The organism is Paraburkholderia sp. J94, assembly GCF_905220285.1.
GTDB lineage: Bacteria > Pseudomonadota > Gammaproteobacteria > Burkholderiales > Burkholderiaceae > Paraburkholderia > Paraburkholderia tropica_A.
On the sequence record NZ_CAJMZH010000014.1, the window covers coordinates 162,135 to 181,122 of the forward strand.

At 67.1% G+C, this 18,988-nt stretch carries 14 protein-coding genes and 1 riboswitch; of the genes, 12 read left to right on the forward strand and 2 right to left on the reverse strand.

The window, feature by feature from the left end:
- Nucleotides 1–21: 21 nt before the first annotated feature.
- On the reverse strand, nt 22–1,806 hold the full coding sequence (locus tag U4Y88_RS27505; protein WP_321787630.1) for an isovaleryl-CoA dehydrogenase: 1,785 nt from the start codon (nt 1,804–1,806) through the stop codon (nt 22–24).
- 519 nt (nt 1,807–2,325) lie between these two features.
- Here U4Y88_RS27505 and U4Y88_RS27510 point away from each other — a divergent pair.
- Both U4Y88_RS27510 and U4Y88_RS27515 read left to right on the forward strand, forming a co-directional pair.
- Complete coding sequence (locus U4Y88_RS27510; RefSeq protein ID WP_321787632.1) at nt 2,326–3,957, forward strand: GMC family oxidoreductase; 1,632 nt, start codon at nt 2,326–2,328, stop codon at nt 3,955–3,957.
- A 252-nt stretch (nt 3,958–4,209) separates the two neighbouring features.
- Nucleotides 4,210–5,916 carry an OmpA family protein gene (locus U4Y88_RS27515; RefSeq protein ID WP_321787634.1) on the forward strand — a complete coding sequence of 569 codons (1,707 nt, stop codon included), beginning with the start codon at nt 4,210–4,212 and terminating at the stop codon, nt 5,914–5,916.
- 83 nt (nt 5,917–5,999) lie between these two features.
- Here U4Y88_RS27515 and U4Y88_RS27520 read toward each other — a convergent pair whose 3' ends face one another.
- Nucleotides 6,000–6,944 carry a LysR family transcriptional regulator gene (locus U4Y88_RS27520; protein WP_224015754.1) on the reverse strand — a complete coding sequence of 315 codons (945 nt, stop codon included), beginning with the start codon at nt 6,942–6,944 and terminating at the stop codon, nt 6,000–6,002.
- Between the two features lie 142 nt (nt 6,945–7,086).
- Here U4Y88_RS27520 and U4Y88_RS27525 point away from each other — a divergent pair, with 142 nt between their 5' ends.
- From U4Y88_RS27525 to U4Y88_RS27570, 10 genes are all read left to right on the forward strand, one after another.
- Complete coding sequence (locus tag U4Y88_RS27525) at nt 7,087–7,557, forward strand: CidA/LrgA family protein (protein ID WP_224015757.1); 471 nt, start codon at nt 7,087–7,089, stop codon at nt 7,555–7,557.
- Nucleotides 7,558–7,606: 49 nt separating this feature from the next.
- Entirely contained in the window at nt 7,607–8,329 is a 723-nt protein-coding gene (locus U4Y88_RS27530) for an LrgB family protein (protein ID WP_224015759.1), read from the forward strand.
- Between the two features lie 184 nt (nt 8,330–8,513).
- Nucleotides 8,514–9,290, forward strand: coding sequence for a glycosyltransferase family 2 protein (locus U4Y88_RS27535; RefSeq protein ID WP_321787636.1), 777 nt, complete (start codon nt 8,514–8,516; stop codon nt 9,288–9,290).
- Between the two features lie 68 nt (nt 9,291–9,358).
- Nucleotides 9,359–9,477: riboswitch (S-adenosyl-L-homocysteine riboswitch) on the forward strand.
- 33 nt (nt 9,478–9,510) lie between these two features.
- On the forward strand, nt 9,511–10,929 hold the full coding sequence (gene ahcY / locus U4Y88_RS27540; RefSeq protein WP_224015764.1) for an adenosylhomocysteinase: 1,419 nt from the start codon (nt 9,511–9,513) through the stop codon (nt 10,927–10,929).
- Between the two features lie 234 nt (nt 10,930–11,163).
- Nucleotides 11,164–11,517, forward strand: coding sequence for a phage holin family protein (locus U4Y88_RS27545; protein WP_224015765.1), 354 nt, complete (start codon nt 11,164–11,166; stop codon nt 11,515–11,517).
- Nucleotides 11,518–11,569: 52 nt separating this feature from the next.
- Nucleotides 11,570–12,400, forward strand: coding sequence for a methylenetetrahydrofolate reductase [NAD(P)H] (gene metF / locus U4Y88_RS27550; protein WP_224015767.1), 831 nt, complete (start codon nt 11,570–11,572; stop codon nt 12,398–12,400).
- A gap of 276 nt (nt 12,401–12,676) precedes the next feature.
- Nucleotides 12,677–14,944 (forward strand): tetratricopeptide repeat protein, encoded by a 2,268-nt coding sequence (locus U4Y88_RS27555; RefSeq protein WP_321787638.1) that lies wholly within the window; start codon nt 12,677–12,679, stop codon nt 14,942–14,944.
- Nucleotides 14,945–15,185: 241 nt separating this feature from the next.
- Nucleotides 15,186–16,820, forward strand: coding sequence for an ABC transporter substrate-binding protein (locus tag U4Y88_RS27560; RefSeq protein ID WP_224015771.1), 1,635 nt, complete (start codon nt 15,186–15,188; stop codon nt 16,818–16,820).
- Nucleotides 16,821–16,959: 139 nt separating this feature from the next.
- Nucleotides 16,960–17,973: an ABC transporter permease subunit gene (locus U4Y88_RS27565; protein WP_224015773.1), complete on the forward strand. Its 1,014-nt coding sequence runs from the start codon at nt 16,960–16,962 to the stop codon at nt 17,971–17,973.
- A 54-nt stretch (nt 17,974–18,027) separates the two neighbouring features.
- Nucleotides 18,028–18,945, forward strand: a complete 918-nt coding sequence (locus U4Y88_RS27570; protein ID WP_224015775.1) for an ABC transporter permease subunit — start codon at nt 18,028–18,030, stop codon at nt 18,943–18,945.
- Nucleotides 18,946–18,988 lie beyond the last annotated feature (43 nt).

The following is an 18,988-nucleotide window of genomic DNA, read 5'->3' on the forward strand; positions in this document are numbered from 1 at the left end:
GCGTGGGCGCTCAAGCTCTTGTTATCGCGTCAGATAGTCGGCGGGCAGCGCGCGCTCGATCAGCGCGGCATGGTCGAAGCGCGCGGGCAGCGTGCCGAACACGCGGTCGCAGTCGGCGGCGTGCTCGTCCAGACGCGTGGCGATGAATGCGTCCGCGACGTCGGGCGGCCCGGCGCGCAGCAGCATGGCCTGCGCGATCAGCACGATCTGCTGCGCGATGCGCCGCGCGCTCGCCTCGCGCGTGCCGGGCGCGCCGTTGAGCAGCACCGCGAGCCGGTCGAGCGCGGCCACGAGCACCGGATGATCGGCGGCTTCGCGCCGCCACGCAAGAAAGAGCGCCTGAGCGGCGTCGGCCTCGCGTTCGAGCGCGCGCAGCACGTCGAGACACATCACGTTGCCCGAGCCTTCCCAGATCGAGTTGACGGGCGCCTCGCGGTAGAAACGCGCCATCGGCCCTTCCTCGACATAGCCGTTGCCGCCCCAGACTTCCATCGCCTCGCCCGTGAACGCGAGCGTGCGCTTGCAGACCCAGAACTTCGCGGCGGGCGTGATGATGCGCCGCCACGCGCGCGCTTCGAGCGCGTCGGCGCTTTCCTCGCCGGACTGCTGCGCCTGCGCGCTCTGCTCGAAGGCCTGCGCGAGGCGCATGAACAGCACGGTCGCGGCTTCGGATTCGAGCGCGAGGTCGGCGAGCACGTTCTGCATCAGCGGCTGCTGCGCGAGCAGACGCCCGAACGCGCTGCGGTGACGCGCGTGATGAATCGCCTGCACGAGCGCCGCGCGCATCAGCGCCGCGCTGCCGATCACGCAGTCGAGCCGCGTGAAGTTCGCCATTTCGATGATGGTCGGCACGCCGCGTCCTTCGTCGCCGATCATCACGCCTTCGGCGTCGAAGAATTCGACTTCGCTGCTCGCGTTCGAGCGGTTGCCGAGCTTCTCTTTCAGACGCTGCACGTTGATGGCGTTCTTCGTGCCGTCCGGCCGGAAACGCGGCACGAAGAAGCACGAGAGCGCGTCGTGGTCGGTCGTGCGCGCGAGCACGAGGTGCGCGTCGCATTGCGGCGCGGAGAAGAACCACTTGTGGCCGGTCAGCAGATAGCGCGCGCCGCGTCCGGTTTCGGCGCTGGCGGGACGGGCTTCCGTGCGGTTGCTGCGCACGTCGGAGCCGCCCTGTTTTTCGGTCATGCCCATGCCGATCATCATCGAGCGCTTCCGGGCGAGCGGCACGTCGCGCGCGTCGTGCTCGCGCGTGTAGAGCTTGTCGCGCAGCGTGTCGAACAGCGCCGACTCGCGTTGCAGCACCGGAATGCTCGCAAACGTCATGGTGAGCGGGCAGAGCGAGCCCGATTCGAGCTGCGCGTGCAGGAAATAGCCCGCGCAGCGCGCGGCCATCGCGCCGGGACGCGGCTCGGAGAACGGCAGCGCGTGCAGGCCTTCGGCGCGCAGCAGCGCGAGCAGGTCGTGCCAGGCGGGATGAAATTCGACGGCGTCGATGCGCTCGCCGCGCGCGTTGTGCGTATGCAGTTCGGGCGCGTGGCGGTTGGCGAGATCGGCGAGCGCCTGGACGTCGGCTTCGCCGAGCTTCGCGCCGTGACGCGCGAGCGTGTCGCGATGCCACTGCGCGCCGACGCGCGCGAGCGCTTCGCCGAGCGCGGCATCGGTCGAAAAAAGGTTGTAATCGGCGAGCGGCGGCGCCTGATTCGTGACTTCGTGCGTGGTGCCGGGGCGATGCGTGCGGGATGCCGAGTCGGCGGTGTCGGCGGTGTCGGTCACGCTGGCCGTAGGCGTCGGGGCGGTCTGGGTCATCGAGGCTGTCTCCATCGGCGGCGCGCGGCGCGCGCGGTGTCGTCGTGCGTGTTCTCACGCCTGGCTCGTGCGCAAGGCTCGCGCGCGATGCCGTCATGCTCGTTCGTGACGCGCACCGATGGCGGCCCGCCCACACGCGTCGTCCTTCGTGTCGTACTGCGCGACGCATGCGGCGGGCCGGGGCTTGGGCGCTCCAGCGCTCCCTGTGCTGCCGGCTGGAATCGTTTTAGGTTCCGCCGACGCCGGGCGCCGGACGGTCCTTCATGTTAGTCGGCAATGAGACATCGTGTAATGTCAGGATTAGAGGGAACGCTCTGGGATAAAAGCTGACCCGGTAGCCCGACACTTCCTACAATCGGCGACAACATGAAATAGAACGAGCGTGCAACAAGGGTGCCTCAAGCGCCGCCCGGCTGCAACGCGAGAAAACGAGACATGGAACGCGGCTGAGCGGCAGCGTCCGCTGCATGGGCTGGAGGCATGGCGCGAGCGCGCCGCGCCGGGCCAACAGGAGGAGACATGCAATACGACTACGTCATCGTAGGCGGCGGCTCGGGCGGCGCATCGCTGGCCGGACGCCTCGCCGAACGCTGTCCCGAAGCGAGCATCGCGCTGATCGAAGCCGGCCCGCACACCGAACGCAATCTCTTCGTCAACATGCCGATGGGCGTGGCGGCGCTCGTGCCGTTCCGCACGAAGAACAACTACGCGTACCAGACCGTGCCGCAGCCGGGCCTGAACGGCCGGCGCGGCTACCAGCCGCGCGGACGCGGCTTCGGCGGCTCCAGCGCCATCAACGCGATGATCTACACGCGCGGCCATCCGCTCGACTACGACGAATGGGCGCGGCTCGGCTGCACGGGCTGGGCGTGGGACGACGTGCTGCCGTATTTCCTGCGCGCCGAAGACAACTCGCGCGGCGCGAACGCGTGGCACGGCGCGGGCGGGCCGCTCGGCGTGTCCGATCTGCGCGATCGCAACGCGGTGGCGGAGCGATTTGTCCAGGCCGCGCGCGAAGCGGGCTTTCCCGCCAACGACGACTTCAACGGCGCGGACCAGGAAGGCGTGGGCTTCTATCAGGTCACGCAGCGCGGCGGCGAGCGCTGCACCGTGGCGCGCGCCTATCTATATAGCCAGCCGCGCCCGAATCTGCATCTGATCGCCGACGCGACCGTGCTGCGCGTGAGCTTCGACGGCGCGCGCGCGACCGGCGTGGAAATCGCGCGCGCGGGCCGCAGTGAACGTATCGAAGCGCGCGCCGAGGTGATCCTCGCGGCGGGCGCGTTCAACACGCCGCAACTGCTGATGTGCTCGGGCATCGGGCCGGCCGCGCATCTGCGCGAGCACGGCATCGCGGTGCGGCACGACGCGCCGGATGTCGGCCGCAATCTGATCGACCACATCGACTTCACCTACAACAAGCGCGTGCATTCGAGCGAGACCGTCGGCTATTCGCTGCGCGGCGCGGCGCAGATGGTGCCGGGCCTCGTGCGCTATCTGCGCGGACGGCGCGGCATGTTCACGACCAACGTGGCCGAGGCGGGCGGCTTTCTCAAGAGCCGCCCGGAACTGGATCGGCCCGATCTGCAACTGCACTTCTGCACCGCGCTCGTCGACGATCACAGCCGCCGCCTGCACTGGGGCCACGGGTATTCGCTGCACGTGTGCGTGCTGCGTCCGGCGAGCCGCGGCACCGTCACGCTCGCGAGCGCCGATGCGCGCGAGGCGCCGGTGATCGATCCGCGTTTTCTGTCCGACGCGCGCGACCTCGATCTGCTCGTCGACGGCGCGCGCATCGCGCGGCGCATTCTCGACGCGCCCGCGCTGCTGCGCCTGGGCGGACGCGAGCTTTACACGCTGGCGGGGCAGAGCGACGCCGAGCTGCGCGCGACGATCGCCGCGCACGCCGACACGATCTATCACCCGGTCGCCACCTGCCGCATGGGCGGCGACGCGCAATCGGTCGTCGATCCGCAGCTGCGTGTGCGCGGCGCGACGCACCTGCGCATCGCCGACGCCTCCGTCATGCCGACGCTGATCGGCGGCAACACCAACGCGCCGACCGTGATGATCGGCGAGCGCGCGGCCGATCTGATCGTCGCCGCCCGACGCGAAGGCGCGTCTTCCCACAACGCGAGCGTGCTTGCCTGACTCGCACATTCCTCCAGCCTCGCGCCGCTGCTTTTTCCGCTCGAATCCCGCTCGACGACGCACCCGCAAAGCGAGACGCACGACGTCTCGCTTTGCCTTTCGATTGACGAAAATTGCTTAAATGTCGGCTTATTCGTTAAAGATTGTGCGAACTTCGCGGTGTCCGCAATTTCGAGATTTCGGAGTCCCTATAATCGCGCGGCACCTTGGGCGTGTCAGTTGGCGCGTCCGCGAACTGGAGGAACCGCCTCGATGAGCATCAACGTATTTCAACTGCTGGAAACGGTCCTGAGCGACGACGTCGTCCGCAATCTGTCCGGCCGCTTCGGCCTCACGCCCGATCTCACGCGCAAGGTCACCGGCGCGATCGCGCCGGCGCTCGTCGCCGCCATCATGCATCGCGGCAGCACCGCCGACGGCGCGCGCAGCCTGTTCTCCACCATCATGTCGCCCGACGTGAACGCGAGCATCGGCAAGCAACTGCCCGAACTGCTGTCGAGCACCACGGGCCTGAGCCAGCTCGAAACGCTGGGCCGCGAGGTGGTCCAGAAGGCCGCGGGCGTGAACGTCGGCGCACTCGCCGACGCGGTCGCCGCCCAAACCGGCGCGGCGCAGTCCACGGCGTTCTCGCTGACCGGCGTGGTCGGCGCGGCGCTGATGGGCATTCTCAAGCAGCACTTCACCTCGTCGCAGGGTTTCGTCGGCCAACTGCCCACGCTGCTCGGCCATCAGCTTTCGTCGGTCAACGCGAGCCTCACCGACCGTCTCGCGAGCGCCGTCGGCCTCGGCACCGCGGGCGCGTTCGCGGGTTCGATCCTCACGCGCCTGAAAGACGTGTCGGCGCATCTCGATCATCCGCAGCCGCCGGTGCGTCCGGTGCCGGCCTCGCTGCCGCCGCAAACCATCGGCGACACCACGCCGCCCATCGAAGCGGAAAAGCGCAAGCACACGTGGCTCTGGTGGCTGATCGCCGCGCTCGCGCTGATCGTGGCGTTCCTCGCGCTGCGTTCGTGCCATCGCGAAGAACCGGCGCAGGACGATCAGGCGGCTTCCGCGCCCGCGGCGGTCGCGGCTTCGGAAGCGAGCGCGGCCGATAACGCGTCGGCGCCCGCGATCACCGCTGAAGCGTCGGCGGCCTCGGCGGCCAGCGCCGTCGCTGCCCCCGCGCCCACGCAGGACTCGCATCTGTCGTTCACGGTAGACAAGGCCGGCGTGCCGACGATCACGGCCACGGTCGGCACCGAAGCCGAGAAGGCGCACCTCGTCGACGCGCTCACGAAGCAGTTCGGCGAGGGCAAGTTCAACGCCAACGTGACGGTCGACGCCGCCACGAAACCGGCCGACTGGCTCGCGCACTTCGACGGCCTGCTGCCGCTGATGGCGCTGCCCGGCGCGGAAGTGAAGATCGACGGTTCGCACGTGGAACTGAGCGGCACGGCCGCCGACGCCAAGCTCGGCTGGCTCGACAAGCTCAAGGCGCTGTTCGGCTCGGGCTTCGACATCGGCGTGTTCAACGTGCAGAAGGCCGTGGCCGATGCCACGCAGTCGTTCCGCGACGCCGTGAAGGGCCTGTTCGGCGCCGACAGTTCGTGCGCGGCCGCCGATGTGGCGAAGGTGCTGAACCTGCAGGTGATCAACTTCAAGACCGCAAGCTCGGTGATTCCGGCCTCGGCCGCGCAGGATCTGCGCGACTCGGCCAAGGCGCTGAAGGCGTGCGCGAAGCAGGGCAAGCCGGTGCAGCTCGAAGTGGCGGGCTATTCGGATAACGTCGGCGTCCCGGCGAGCAACCTCGCGCTTTCGAAGCAGCGCGCGCAGGCAGTGCGCACCTTCCTGGTCGCGCAAGGCGTGGCGTCGGGCTCGCTGAAGGCCGAAGGTTACGGCGACGCCAGCCCGGTCGCCTCCAACGACACCGAAAGCGGCCGCTTCCATAACCGCCGCATCGAGTTCGTGGCGAAGTAAGTCACGGGCCGCGCAGTTCTCTGCAAAGCAAAAAGCCGTCCGGCGCGAGCCGGGCGGCTTTTTTCATGCGTGATCCCTACATATCAGCCCTGTGCGGCCGGCCGTTCGAGCCCGGGCGGCCCGACGAAATCGTCGAGGAAATTCGACGGCTTGCCGTATTCCTCGCGCGCCACTGCGAGCCACGCGCGCGCCGCGTGCGAGAGATAGCCGTTGCGCTTCCAGCCGATCGCCATGTCCCACGTGATGGTCGGCTCGGTGACCGGCAGGCAGGTGAAGCGCGCGGCGTCGAGCCGCCGCACATACGGCGCGGGCAGCAGCGCAATGCCGACGCCCGCGAGCACGAGCGCCGCCATCAGATCCCAGTGGCCGCTGCGGCCGACGATCTGCGGCGCGAAACCCGCCACGCGGCAGGCGCTCAGCACGACATCGTTGAGCGCGAGGCTTTCGCCGTAGAACACGAACGGCTCGTTCGCGAGTTCGGCGAGCGGCACGCTGAGCTTGTTGTCCCAGCGCGAACCGCGCTGCGCGACCAGCCACAGCACCTCGTGCGAGATCGGCAGCACGTCGATCTGATCGGGATCGACGGGCAGCAGCACGCCGCCCAGTTCGAGTTCGCCCGAAATCAGCGCGGCCTCGATCGCGCGCGAACCCTGCTCGAACAGCTTCAGCTCGATCTTCGGATAGCGCTGGCGGAACGCCGCGATCGCGGGCGTGAACAACGAGCCGCCCATCGGCGGAATGCCGATGGTGAGTTCGCCGCGCCCGAGCGTGCCCAGATCGGCGAGTTCGGCCTGCAACTGCGCCTGCGCGGCGAGCACGTCCTGGCCGCGCTGATAGACGATGCGCCCGGCGTCGGTGAGCACCATCTGGCGCGCGTCGCGCAGCAGCAGCTGGGTGCCGGTTTCGTCCTCGAGCGCTTTCACCATCTTGCTGATGGTCGGCTGGGTGACGTGCATCTGCTCGGCGGCGGCGGTGAAGCTCTGCTGCCGCACCACCTCGATGAAATAACGCAGTGCGCGCAATTCCACGGTCATGCCTCCTTATACGCTGCGTAATCGCACAAATCTGGTGCATTCCATATTCGAATGATCCAGATGATCGTAAGTCATTATATTTATGCTGCGCTGCACCCTATACTGACTTCCATTCCGATGTCACTTAGGGTTTGCCATGACTGCTCCGACCACTTCCGCACGCGCCCCGCAATCCGGCGGTTTCGCCCGCGTTGGCCGGATCGCGGCGCAGTCCGCGCTGCTCGCCGGCGTCTGGTTCGTCGCCGATCAGCTTGCGCGCGCCGTGCATCTGCCGGTGCCGGGCGGCGTGGTGGGCCTCGTGCTGCTGCTCGTGCTGCTGTTCTGCGGCGGCGTGACGCCGCGCTGGGTCAAGGCAGGCGCCGACTGGCTGCTCTCCGACATGCTGCTGTTCTTCATCCCGGCCGCCGTGGCGGCGGTGCAGTACGGCGGCCTGTTCCGCGCCGACGGCTGGCGTCTCGCGCTGGTCGTGGTCGGCGGCACGCTGATGGTGATGGTGGCCGTCGCGTTCGCCGTCGAACAGGCCGCGCGGCTCGAACGCCGCCTCGCGCTGCGCCGCGTGCGTCATGTTCGCCAGGTGCGCGATTCGCGCCATCTGGCGCGCGCCTGAGCGTTGCCCCCGAGTCTGATTTCGCCCGTCTCCCAAGGATGATTCCGTCATGAACACGTTCTACGCCTCACTGTTCGCCGACGATGCCTCCCGGCTGATCGCCGCGGGCTGCTTCATCCTCACCGTCGCACTCTATTTCGCCTCGAAAGCACTCTACGCGCGCGTGCGCTCGCCGTGGCTCACGCCGCTGCTGGCGGTGCCGGTCGTGCTGGGCGCGATCGTGCTGCTGCTGCACATTCCGTATCCGGTCTATTTTCAGGACACGCGCTGGCTGATGTGGCTGCTCGGCCCGGCCACGGTGGCGTTCGCGGTGCCGATCTACGAATACCGCGCGCTGCTCAAGCGCCACTGGATCTCGCTCGCGGTGGGCGTGACGGTCGGCATCATGGTGGCGGTGGGCGGCTCGCTCGCGCTCGCCAAGCTGCTGCATCTCTCGCCCGAACTGCAACGCAGCCTGATGACGCGCTCGATTTCCACGCCGTTCGCGCTCGCTGTCTCCGACAAGATCCACGCGCCGCGCGACCTCACTGCGCTGTTCGTGATCGCCACCGGCCTGTGCGGCATGCTGTTCGGCGAACTGGTGCTCGGGCTTGTGCCGCTGCGCACGCGGCTCGCGCGCGGCGCGCTGTTCGGTGCTGCGGCGCACGGCGTGGGAACCGCGAAGGCGCGCGAACTGGGCCGCGAGGAAGGCGTGGTCGCCAGCCTGACGATGATGATCGCGGGCGTGGTGATGGTGCTGCTCGCGCCCGCGCTGGGTTTTCTGCCGATCTGAGGGACGGCGGGCGCGCACCGGGCCGCGCAGCGGGCATCCGCACTCCGCTGCTTTTTCGACCTTTCGCTGACCTGCGCCCGGGCCGCGTCGTCGCGACGCAAGCGCACCGCGATCCATGATTCTGAGACGGGGCTAACATCGCGAGATTTCCCGCATTTCCCGCGGGCCGTCCTCGCTGCGCGCCATGTCCCCGATCTCCGTCATCATTCCCTGTTTCAACGGCGCCGCCACGCTCGCGCGCGCGCTCGACAGCTGCCTCGCGCAGCCCGAAGCCACGCAGATTCTCGTCGTCGACGACGGTTCCAGCGATGCTTCCGCGTCGATCGTGCGCGTCTACGCCTTGCGCGATGCGCGCGTGCGGCTGCTGCAGATGCCGGGCAATGGCGGTCCTGCCCGCGCTCGCAACTGGGCGGCGCTGAACGCCAACGCGCCGCTCATCGCCTTTCTCGACGCCGACGACGAATACCTGCCCGGCGCACTGGCCGCCGCGGGCGCGCATCTCGACGCGCATCCGCGCGAAGCGGTCATCCGGCTCGATGTCGATTACGCGGGCTTTCCCGCGCGCCTCACGCAGCATCCCCAGTTCGCGCAATTCGCGGCCGTGCTCAGCAACACCGTGCCGAGCAGTCTCGTGATCCGCCGCAACGTGCTGCTCGCGCTCGGCGGCTTTCCCACCGACGAGGTCTTCCGCCGCCACGGCGGCGAGGACGGCGCGCTCTCGTGGACGCTGCGCGACATCTTCGGCCAGCGCCGCCTGATCGACGCGCGGCGCGTGCGCATGCACTGGCACGCGGGCATCCACGCGGAACGCTTTCTTGAGATTCAACTCGGCTTCACGGATCAGGACCCGGCCGCCGTCGAGGCTACGCTGCGCGCCTCGCGCGCCTATCTCGACAACGCCAGCGCGAGCGTGCAGCAGTTGCGCTCGCTGGAGATCTCGCCGGGCGCAGCCGCACGCTGAACCGGGCGGGAAACGTTCCTGCGTTCCCGATACGCCGCCGTCATCTCGATTTGCTACAATCACGCCTCGTCTTCGAGGAGCGTTGCGACGGATGTCACCCATCCGCCAGGCTCGAAGGCGCTCAATACGGTCGCTTCCCGGTTTCATGCCGCAGTCGCACCGCACTGAAAAACGGCGCTCACGTCTTTAATTTCTAGTCACTTTTAGAAAGGAGGGCGTGATGAACGCCGCAATTCCGCAAGATCAAGCCAAGGATTTCATCGTTGCCGACATGTCGCTTGCTGCCTGGGGCCGCAAGGAACTCGACATCGCCGAAACCGAAATGCCCGGCCTCGTGCAAACGCGCGAGGAATACAAGGCGCAGCAGCCGCTGAAGGGCGCGCGCATCGCCGGTTCGCTGCACATGACGATCCAGACGGGCGTGCTGATCGAAACGCTGACAGCACTGGGCGCCGACGTGCGCTGGGCCTCGTGCAACATCTTCTCGACGCAGGACCATGCCGCTGCCGCGATCGCGCAGGGCGGCGTGCCGGTGTTCGCGTTCAAGGGCGAATCGCTCGACGAATACTGGGAGTTCTCGCACCGCATCTTCGAATGGCCGAACGGCGAGTTCGCCAACATGATTCTGGACGACGGCGGCGACGCAACGCTGCTGCTGATCCTCGGCTCGAAGGCTGAAAAAGACCGCTCGGTGATTTCGAAGCCGACGAACGAGGAAGAAGTCGCGCTGTACAAGTCGATCGCGGCTCACCTCGACGTCGATCCGGTGTGGTACTCGACGCGTCTCGCGCACATCCAGGGCGTGACCGAAGAAACCACCACGGGCGTGCACCGCCTGTACCAGATGGAAAAGGAAGGCCGTCTGCCGTTCCCGGCCATCAACGTCAACGACTCGGTCACGAAGTCGAAGTTCGACAACCTGTACGGCTGCCGCGAGTCGCTCGTCGACGGCATCAAGCGCGCGACCGACGTGATGATCGCGGGCAAGATCGCGGTCGTGGCCGGTTACGGCGACGTGGGCAAGGGCTGCGCGCAATCGCTGCGCGGTCTGGGCGCGACGGTGTGGGTCACGGAAATCGATCCGATCTGCGCGCTGCAAGCCGCGATGGAAGGCTACCGCGTCGTGACGATGGAATACGCCGCCGACAAGGCCGACATCTTCGTGACGGCCACGGGCAACTTCCACGTGATCGGCCATGACCACATGAAGGCGATGCGCCACAACGCGATCGTCTGCAACATCGGTCACTTCGACTCGGAAATCGACGTGGCGTCGACGCGCCAGTACCAGTGGGACAACATCAAGCCGCAAGTCGACCACATCATTTTCCCGGACGGCAAGCGCGTGATCCTGCTGGCCGAAGGCCGCCTCGTGAACCTCGGCTGCGCCACGGGCCACCCGTCGTTCGTGATGTCGAACTCGTTCACGAACCAGACGCTCGCGCAGATCGAACTGTTCACGCAGGGCGACAAGTACGAGAACAAGGTCTACGTGCTGCCGAAGCACCTCGACGAAAAGGTCGCGCGTCTGCACCTCGCGCGCATCGGCGCGAACCTGTCGGTGCTGTCGGACGAGCAGGCTTCGTACATCGGCGTCGAGAAGAACGGTCCGTTCAAGCCGAACCACTACCGCTACTAAGCCGACCCGCGTCGGCTCGCCGTGACGGTTCGCTGTTTTACGGTTCGCTGTGATGGCTCGCCGTGACGGTTCGCTGTTACGGCTCGCCGTTACGGTTCGATACAAAGGCGCAACAAGACGTCCCTTATTTTTAAGACGTCTTTAAGCGACTGGCCCGATGCTGTGCTTACGCCCGCGCGCTCATGTTGACGCGCGCGGGCGCACCACATAACCACGACGCAAGAGGAACTCACCATGACCGTGTTGCTGACCTGGCTGATCAACGCGCTCGCGCTGCTGATCATCACCTGGCTGGTGCCGTCGATCCACGTGCGCAGCTTCGGCACCGCGCTGATCGTGGCGATCGTGCTCGGCCTCATCAACGCCGTGCTGCGCCCGCTGCTCATCGTCCTCACGCTGCCCGTGACGATCCTCACGCTCGGCCTGTTCATCCTCGTGGTGAACGCGCTGTGCTTCTGGCTCGCCGCGTCGCTGCTCAAGGGCTTCGAGGTGTCGGGTTTCTGGTCGGCGTTCTTCGGCTCGATCCTGTACAGCATCGTGTCGTGGCTGCTGTCGGCGCTGATCTTCGGCAACCGCAGCCTCGGCTGATCGACGCGTAGTTGACGCTCTGGCCGGGGCTCGCCGCCTCGGCCCACTCATCATGAAACCGATCGAACTCTCATTCGAATTCTTCCCGCCGAAGACCCCGGAAGGCGTCGAGAAGCTGCGCGCCACGCGCGACCAGCTGCTCGCGTTCAAGCCGCGGTTCGTTTCGGTGACCTTCGGCGCGGGCGGCTCGACGCAACAGGGCACGCTCGATACCGTCGCCGAAATCGCCAAGCAAGGCGTGGACGCGGCGCCGCACCTCTCGTGCATCGGCGCGACGCGCGACAGCCTGCGCGACATCCTCGCGCAGTACCGCTCGCACGGCATCCGTCACATCGTGGCGCTGCGCGGCGACCTGCCTTCGGGCATGGGCGAAATGGGCGAGCTGCGCTATGCGTCGGATCTCGTCGCGTTCATCCGCGCCGAAACCGGCGACGCGTTCCACATCGAAGTGGCCGCGTATCCCGAATATCACCCGCAGGCGCGCTCGCCGCGCCACGACCTCGAAGCGTTCGCGCAGAAGGTCAAAGCGGGCGCCGATTCGGCGATCACGCAGTACTTCTTCAATGCGGACGCGTATTTCCGCTTCGTCGACGACGCGCGCAAGCTCGGCGTGGACGTGCCGATCGTGCCCGGCATCATGCCGATCACGAACTACTCGCAGCTCATGCGCTTCTCGGAAATGTGCGGCGCGGAAGTGCCGCGCTGGGTCGCGAAGCGTCTGGAAAGCTTCGGCGACGACCGCGAAGCGATCCGCGCGTTCGGCCTCGACGTGGTGACGGACCTGTGCCGCCGCCTCGTCGACGGCGGCGCGCCGGGCCTGCACTTCTACACGCTCAACGCGGCCAACGCGAGCAAGGCCGTCTGCGAACGTCTGGGCGTCTAAGCCGGTCTTCGAGCATCCGCAAACCGCGCGGCTTCCTTTGCGAAGGAGCCGCGCGGTTTTTTTTCGTGGGTACGCAACTGATGATGGTGATGTGGGTCAAGTAGTTTGATTTGAGACGGTGCCGATAATCGACGGTTTTCTTTTATGTCGCCGGTTTCCTTTTACATCGGCCGGTTTTCGTTTTATCGGGCTGGATCGCGTGTTGCGTCCGGCTTGCTCACTGCTCTCACCTCCATCCGATTGCACGCCACGGCCGATGCCGATGGCCCGCCCATCATGAATCCCGTCGATCCCGCTCTTACCGCCGGCACGTTCGCCGACGCCGTCGCCGCCTGGCGCGCCGGCGCACACGACGACGCCCGCGCGCGTTGCGCACGGCTGATCGCCGCCAACGCGCACGACGCCGACGCGCTGCATCTCGCAGGGATTCTCGACACGCCGCGCGACCGGCTGGCGGCGCGCGCACTGATCGAGGGCGCGCTGGCCGTGCGCGCCGACGCCAATTTCCTCGTGAGCCTCGCGCTCACCTACGATGCGTCGACGCAGGCGAGCGCCGCCATCGCCACGCTCGAACGCGCGCTCGCGCTCCAGCCCGACTCCGTCATCGCGCTGAACAATCTCGCCAATCTGCACGCGCGGCAGGGCGACACGGCGCGCGCGCTCGCGCTGTTCGAACGCGTGCTGGCGCTCGCGCCCGATTACGCGGCGGCGTATTACAACTACGGCAGCCTGCTGCTGACGAGCGGCGCGCCCGAGCGCGCGGAGGCGCCGCTGCGGCGCGCCGTGGCGCTCGACGCGGGCTACGTGAACGCCTGGAACAATCTGGCGAACGCCCTGATCGCGCTCAACCGCACGGGCGAGGCGCGGGTGCTGCTCGAACACGCGCGCACGCTCGCGCCCGATGCGCCCGACGTGCTCACGAATCTCGGCTGCCTGCTGCGCGCGATCGGCCGTCACGACGAGGCGCGCGATGCGCTCTCGCGCGCGCTCGTCCGGCAGCCGGGCAATGCGGCGGCGTGGAACAACCTCGGCAACGTGAACGTCGATCTCGCGCGCCCCGACGACGCACTCGTGTGCTTCCGGCGCGCCATCGAGATCGACGCGCAGTTCGCGAACGCGCACAGCAATCTCGGCAACGTGTTCAAGAACATGGGCCGCATCGAGGACGCCATCGCCGCCTACCGGCGCGCGCTCGCCTGCGATCCCGGCAATCTGGGCGCGCACAGCAATCTGGTCTACGCGTGCACCTTCGCGAGCGACGACGGCCACGCGATCCGCGCGGAAACCGAGCGCTTCGCGGCCGCGCACGAGGCCGCGTGGCTCGGCGCGCCGTCTGGGCCGCTTGGGGTGCTTGCGCCCGCCGCGTATGCGAACACGCCGGAACCGGCGCGGCGGCTACGCATCGGCTATGTCTCGCCCGATTTCCGCAACCATTGCCAGGCGCTGTTCATGCAGCCGCTGCTCGCGCATCACGACCACGCGGCGTTCGAGATCGTCGGCTATTCGCTCGTCGCGCAACCCGACGACACCACGGCGCGTCTCGCCGCGCACGCGGACCACTGGCGCGACGTGAGCCAGCTCGACGACGAACGCCTCGCGCACCAGATTCGCGCCGACGGCATCGATATCCTCGTCGATCTGACGATGCACATGGACGGCGCGCGGCGTCTGCTGTTCGCGCGGCGGCCCGCGCCGGTGCAGGTGGCGTGGCTCGCGTATCCGGGCACCACGGGCAGTCCGGCGCTGGGCTGGCGGCTCAGCGATCCGTGGCTCGATCCGCGCGACGTGCCGGAGATCGAGGCGCACTACACCGAGCGCACGCTGCGTCTGCCCGACACTTTCTGGTGCTACGACGCGCAGGCGCCCGGCGTCGAGGTGAACGCGCTGCCCGCGCAAGCGGCGATCCAGGCGGCGATCGAGTCGGCGACCCATGCAGCGAATGCGCCGCTCGTCACGCTCGGCTGCCTCAACAATCCGTGCAAGCTCACCGACGCCACCTTCGCGCTGTGGTCGGCCGTGTTCGCCGCGCTGCGCGACGCCGGGCAGGCAACGCGGCTCGTGCTGATGGCGCCGCCGGGCAGCGCGCGCGAGCGCCTGAACGCGCGGCTCGCGGCGCACGGCATCGATCCGGCGCAGGTGAGCTACGTGGGCTTCCAGGCGCGGACCGACTATCTGCGCACGTGGTCGCAGATCGACCTCGCGCTCGACACCTTCCCGTACAACGGTCACACCACGAGCCTCGATGCGTTCTGGATGGGCGTGCCCGTGCCCACGCGCGTGGGCCGCAGCGCCGCGAGCCGCGCGGGGCTCTCGCTGCTCGCCAATCTCGGCTTGCCCGAACTGGTCGCGCACAGTGACGCGGAATACGTCGAGATCGTCGTCTCGCTGGCGCGCGATCTGCCGCGCCTCGCCGCGCTGCGCGCCGGTTTGCGCGCGCGCATGGAAGCTTCGCCGCTGATGGACGGCGCGCGTTTTGCGCGCGGCATGGAAACCGCGATGCGCGAGATGTGGCGCGACTGGTGCGGGCGCGCGGCCGCGGCGTGAAATGCGCCACAGAAACAAAACAGCCCCATAAACGGTGATAAAACTACCAAAAGCGAGCAATAAATCGTGCGAATCGCGTGAGCCGTCGACACCCTGAATCGGCGGGACGCGCTTCGGCGCACGCCTGTCAAGCGAGCGTTTTCCACGAGTCCCGGGACTTTTTGGCTCGCTTGTGACGGCGTAGAGAGGGCAGGTAAGATCGCGCTACGCTGGCTCCGGCCGGCATCGAACTGGAGGAAACATGAAAGAAAACAAACTGTTGCGTGCCGCACGACTGACGTCTCTCGTGACGCTCGCAGCGGCATCGATTGCAGGCGCCCCGCTCGCGCACGCCGCCGGCAGCATTCCGAACAAGACGCTCGTCTACTGCTCGGAAGGCAGCCCCGCCGGTTTCGACCCGGCGCAGTACACGACCGGCGTCGACTTCACCGCGAACACGTTCACCGTCTATAACCGTCTCGTCGAATTCGAACGCGGCGGCACCAAGGTCGAGCCGGGCCTCGCGCAATCGTGGGACGTTTCCCCCGACGGCAAGACCTACACGTTCCATCTGCGCCACGGCGTGAAGTTCCAGACCACCTCGTTCTTCAAGCCCTCGCGCGAATTCGACGCCGACGACGTCGTGTTCACGTTCCAGCGCATGCTCGATCCGAACCAGCCGTTCCGCAAGGCATACCCGGTGTCGTTCCCGTACTTCACCGACATGGGCCTCGACAAGTTGATCGCCAAGGTCGAAAAGGTCGATCCGTACACCGTGAAGTTCACGCTGAACGAGCCGAACGCGCCGTTCATCCAGAACATGGCGATGGAATTCGCGTCGATTCTCTCGGCCGAATACGCCGATCAGCTGATGAAGGCCGGCAAGGCCGCCGACATGAACCAGTTCCCGGTCGGCACGGGTCCGTTCATCTTCAAGAGCTACACGAAGGACGCGACGATCCGCTTCGACGGCAATCCCGACTACTGGAAGCCCAACACGGTGAAGATCTCGAAGCTGATCTTCTCGATCACGCCGGACGCGAGCGTGCGCGTGCAGAAGCTCAAGCGCGACGAATGCCAGGTGATGAGCTATCCGCGTCCCGCCGACATCGCGCCGCTGAAGGCCGATGCGAACATCGCCATGCCGTCGCAGCCGGGCTTCAACCTCGGCTATCTGTCGTACACGGTCACGCGCAAGCCGATGGACAAGCTCGAAGTGCGTCAGGCGCTCGACATGGCGATCAACAAGAAGGCGATCATCGAGTCGGTGTACCAGGGCGCGGGCCAGGCGGCGACCAATCCGATGCCGCCCACGCAATGGTCCTACGACAAGTCGCTGACGGCGCAGCCGTACGACACGGCGAAGGCCAAGGCGCTGCTCGCGAAGGCCGGTTTCCCGAACGGTTTCGAGATGACGCTCTGGGCGATGCCGGTGCAGCGTCCGTATAACCCGAACGCGCGTCTGATGGCCGAGATGATCCAGGCCGACTGGGCCAAGATCGGCGTGAAGGCGAAGATCGTCACGTACGAGTGGGGCGAGTACATCAAGCGTGCGCACGCGGGCGAGGACGACTCGATGCTGATCGGCTGGACGGGCGACAATGGCGACCCGGACAACTGGCTCGGCACGCTGCTCGGCTGCGACGCCGTGAACGGCAACAACTTCGGCAAGTGGTGCTACAAGCCGTTCGACGACCTGGTCCAGAAGGGCCGTCAGACGTCGAATCAGGCCGAGCGCACGAAGATCTACACGCAGGCGCAGCAGATTTTCGCGCAGCAGCTGCCGTTCTCGCCGATCGCCCACTCGACCGTCTATCAGCCGGTCAGCAAGAAGGTGATCGACATGCGCATCGAGCCGCTGGGCTACGCGCGCTTCGACGGCGTGGGCATGCAGTAAAGATCATCGGGTAAGACTTTCCGCTTCGCCCGCACACCGGGAAAAGAAGCGGAAAATGGTCCGGCGACCGGGGTCACGAGCCCCTGTCGCCGGTTGCGTTTCCATTCAGGCTCATTGAAGTTTTAGGGGGGAACACCACATGTTCCGCTTCGTATTGCGCCGCATCGGCATGGTGATTCCGACGTTCATCGGCATCACGATTCTGGCGTTCGCGCTCATTCACCTGATTCCGGGCGACCCCATCGAAGTGATGATGGGCGAGCGCGGCGTCGATCCTCAAATGCACGCCGACGCGATGCACCGCCTCGGGCTCGACGAGCCCCTGCCGATGCAGTATCTGCACTACGTCGGCCACGCGTTGCAAGGCAATCTCGGCACCTCGATCATCACCAACACGAGCGTGATGGGCGAGTTTCTGGCGCGCTTTCCCGCCACCGTCGAACTGTCGATCTGCGCGCTGATCTTCGCGCTCGTGATCGGCCTGCCCGCGGGCGTGTTCGCGGCGCTGCGGCGCGGCACCGTGGTCGATCACGGCGTGATGGGCACGGCGCTCACCGGCTACTCCATGCCGATCTTCTGGTGGGGCCTCATCCTCATCATGGTGTTCTCGTCGAAGCTCGGCTGGACGCCGGTTTCCGGGCGCATCGCGGTGGAGTTCGACATTCCGCGCGTGACCGGCTTCATGCTGATCGACTCGCTGCTGCCGGGCACCGACGAAGGCTCGTTCAAGTCCGCGCTCTCGCATCTGATCCTGCCCGCGATCGTGCTCGGCACGATTCCGCTCGCGGTGGTCGCGCGCATGACGCGCTCGTCGATGCTCGAAGTGCTGCGCGAGGACTACATCCGCACCGCGCGCGCCAAGGGTCTTTCGCCCGTGCGCGTGATCGTCGTGCACGCGCTGCGCAACGCGCTGATTCCCGTCGTGACCGTGATCGGCCTGCAGGTCGGCACGCTGCTCGCGGGCGCGGTGCTCACCGAAACATTGTTCTCCTGGCCCGGCATCGGCAAATGGCTGATCGACGCGATCAGCCGCCGCGATTATCCGGTGGTGCAGGGCGGCATTCTCATGATCGCGACGCTCGTGATCCTCGTGAATCTGGTCGTCGATCTGCTGTACGGCGTGCTGAATCCGCGCATTCGCCATACGAGGTAATCACGCCATGACGATGCAAACCCCACAACACCAAGACAATCGAAAGGAGGCGTGATGGCTGACATTCAGAACACCGCGCCGCGCGCGGTCACGCCGCCTTCGGGACGCGCGCTCGTGCTGCGCGAATTCTGGGCGAACTTCTCGCGCAACAAGGGCGCCGTCGCGGCGGGCGTGATCGTGCTGCTGCTGGTTTTCGTGGCGATCTTCGCGCCGCTGATCGCCCCGCACAGCCCGATCGAGCAATACCGCGACAACGTGAAGATTCCGCCCGCCTGGCTCGACGGCGGCAACTGGAAGTTCATTCTCGGCACCGACGAAGCGGGCCGCGACATCCTCTCGCGCCTGATGTTCGGCGCGCGCCTGTCGCTGTGGATCGGCTGCGTCTCGGTCGTGCTCGCGCTGATTCCGGGCATCGTGCTCGGGCTCGTCGCCGCGTTCTTCGAGAAATGGGCCGACACGCCGATCATGCGTCTGATGGACGTGCTGCTCGCGCTGCCGTCGCTGCTGCTCGCGGTCGCCGTGGTGGCGATCATCGGTCCGGGCCTCACCAACACGATGCTCGCGATCGCGATCGTCGCGCTGCCCGGTTATGTGCGTCTCACGCGCGGCTCGGCGCTCGGCGAACTGCACAAGGAATATGTGACCGCCTCGCGCGTGGCGGGCGCGGGCACGCTGCGGCTGATGTTCTCGCAGGTGCTGCCCAACTGCACGGCGCCGCTGATCGTGCAGGCGACGCTCGGTTTCAGCTCGGCGATTCTCGACGCCGCCGCGCTCGGCTTTCTCGGCCTCGGCGTGCAGCCGCCCGCGGCGGAGTGGGGCGCGATGCTCGCCTCGGCGCGCGACTACATCGACAGCGCATGGTGGATCGTCACGATGCCCGGCCTGTCGATCCTGATCTCGGTGCTCGCGATCAACCTGCTCGGCGACGGGCTGCGCGACGCACTCGATCCCAAGCTGAAGCGGATGGCCTGATATGAAAACGACCCCCACACTCCCTTCGGTCGTTGCCCCCCGA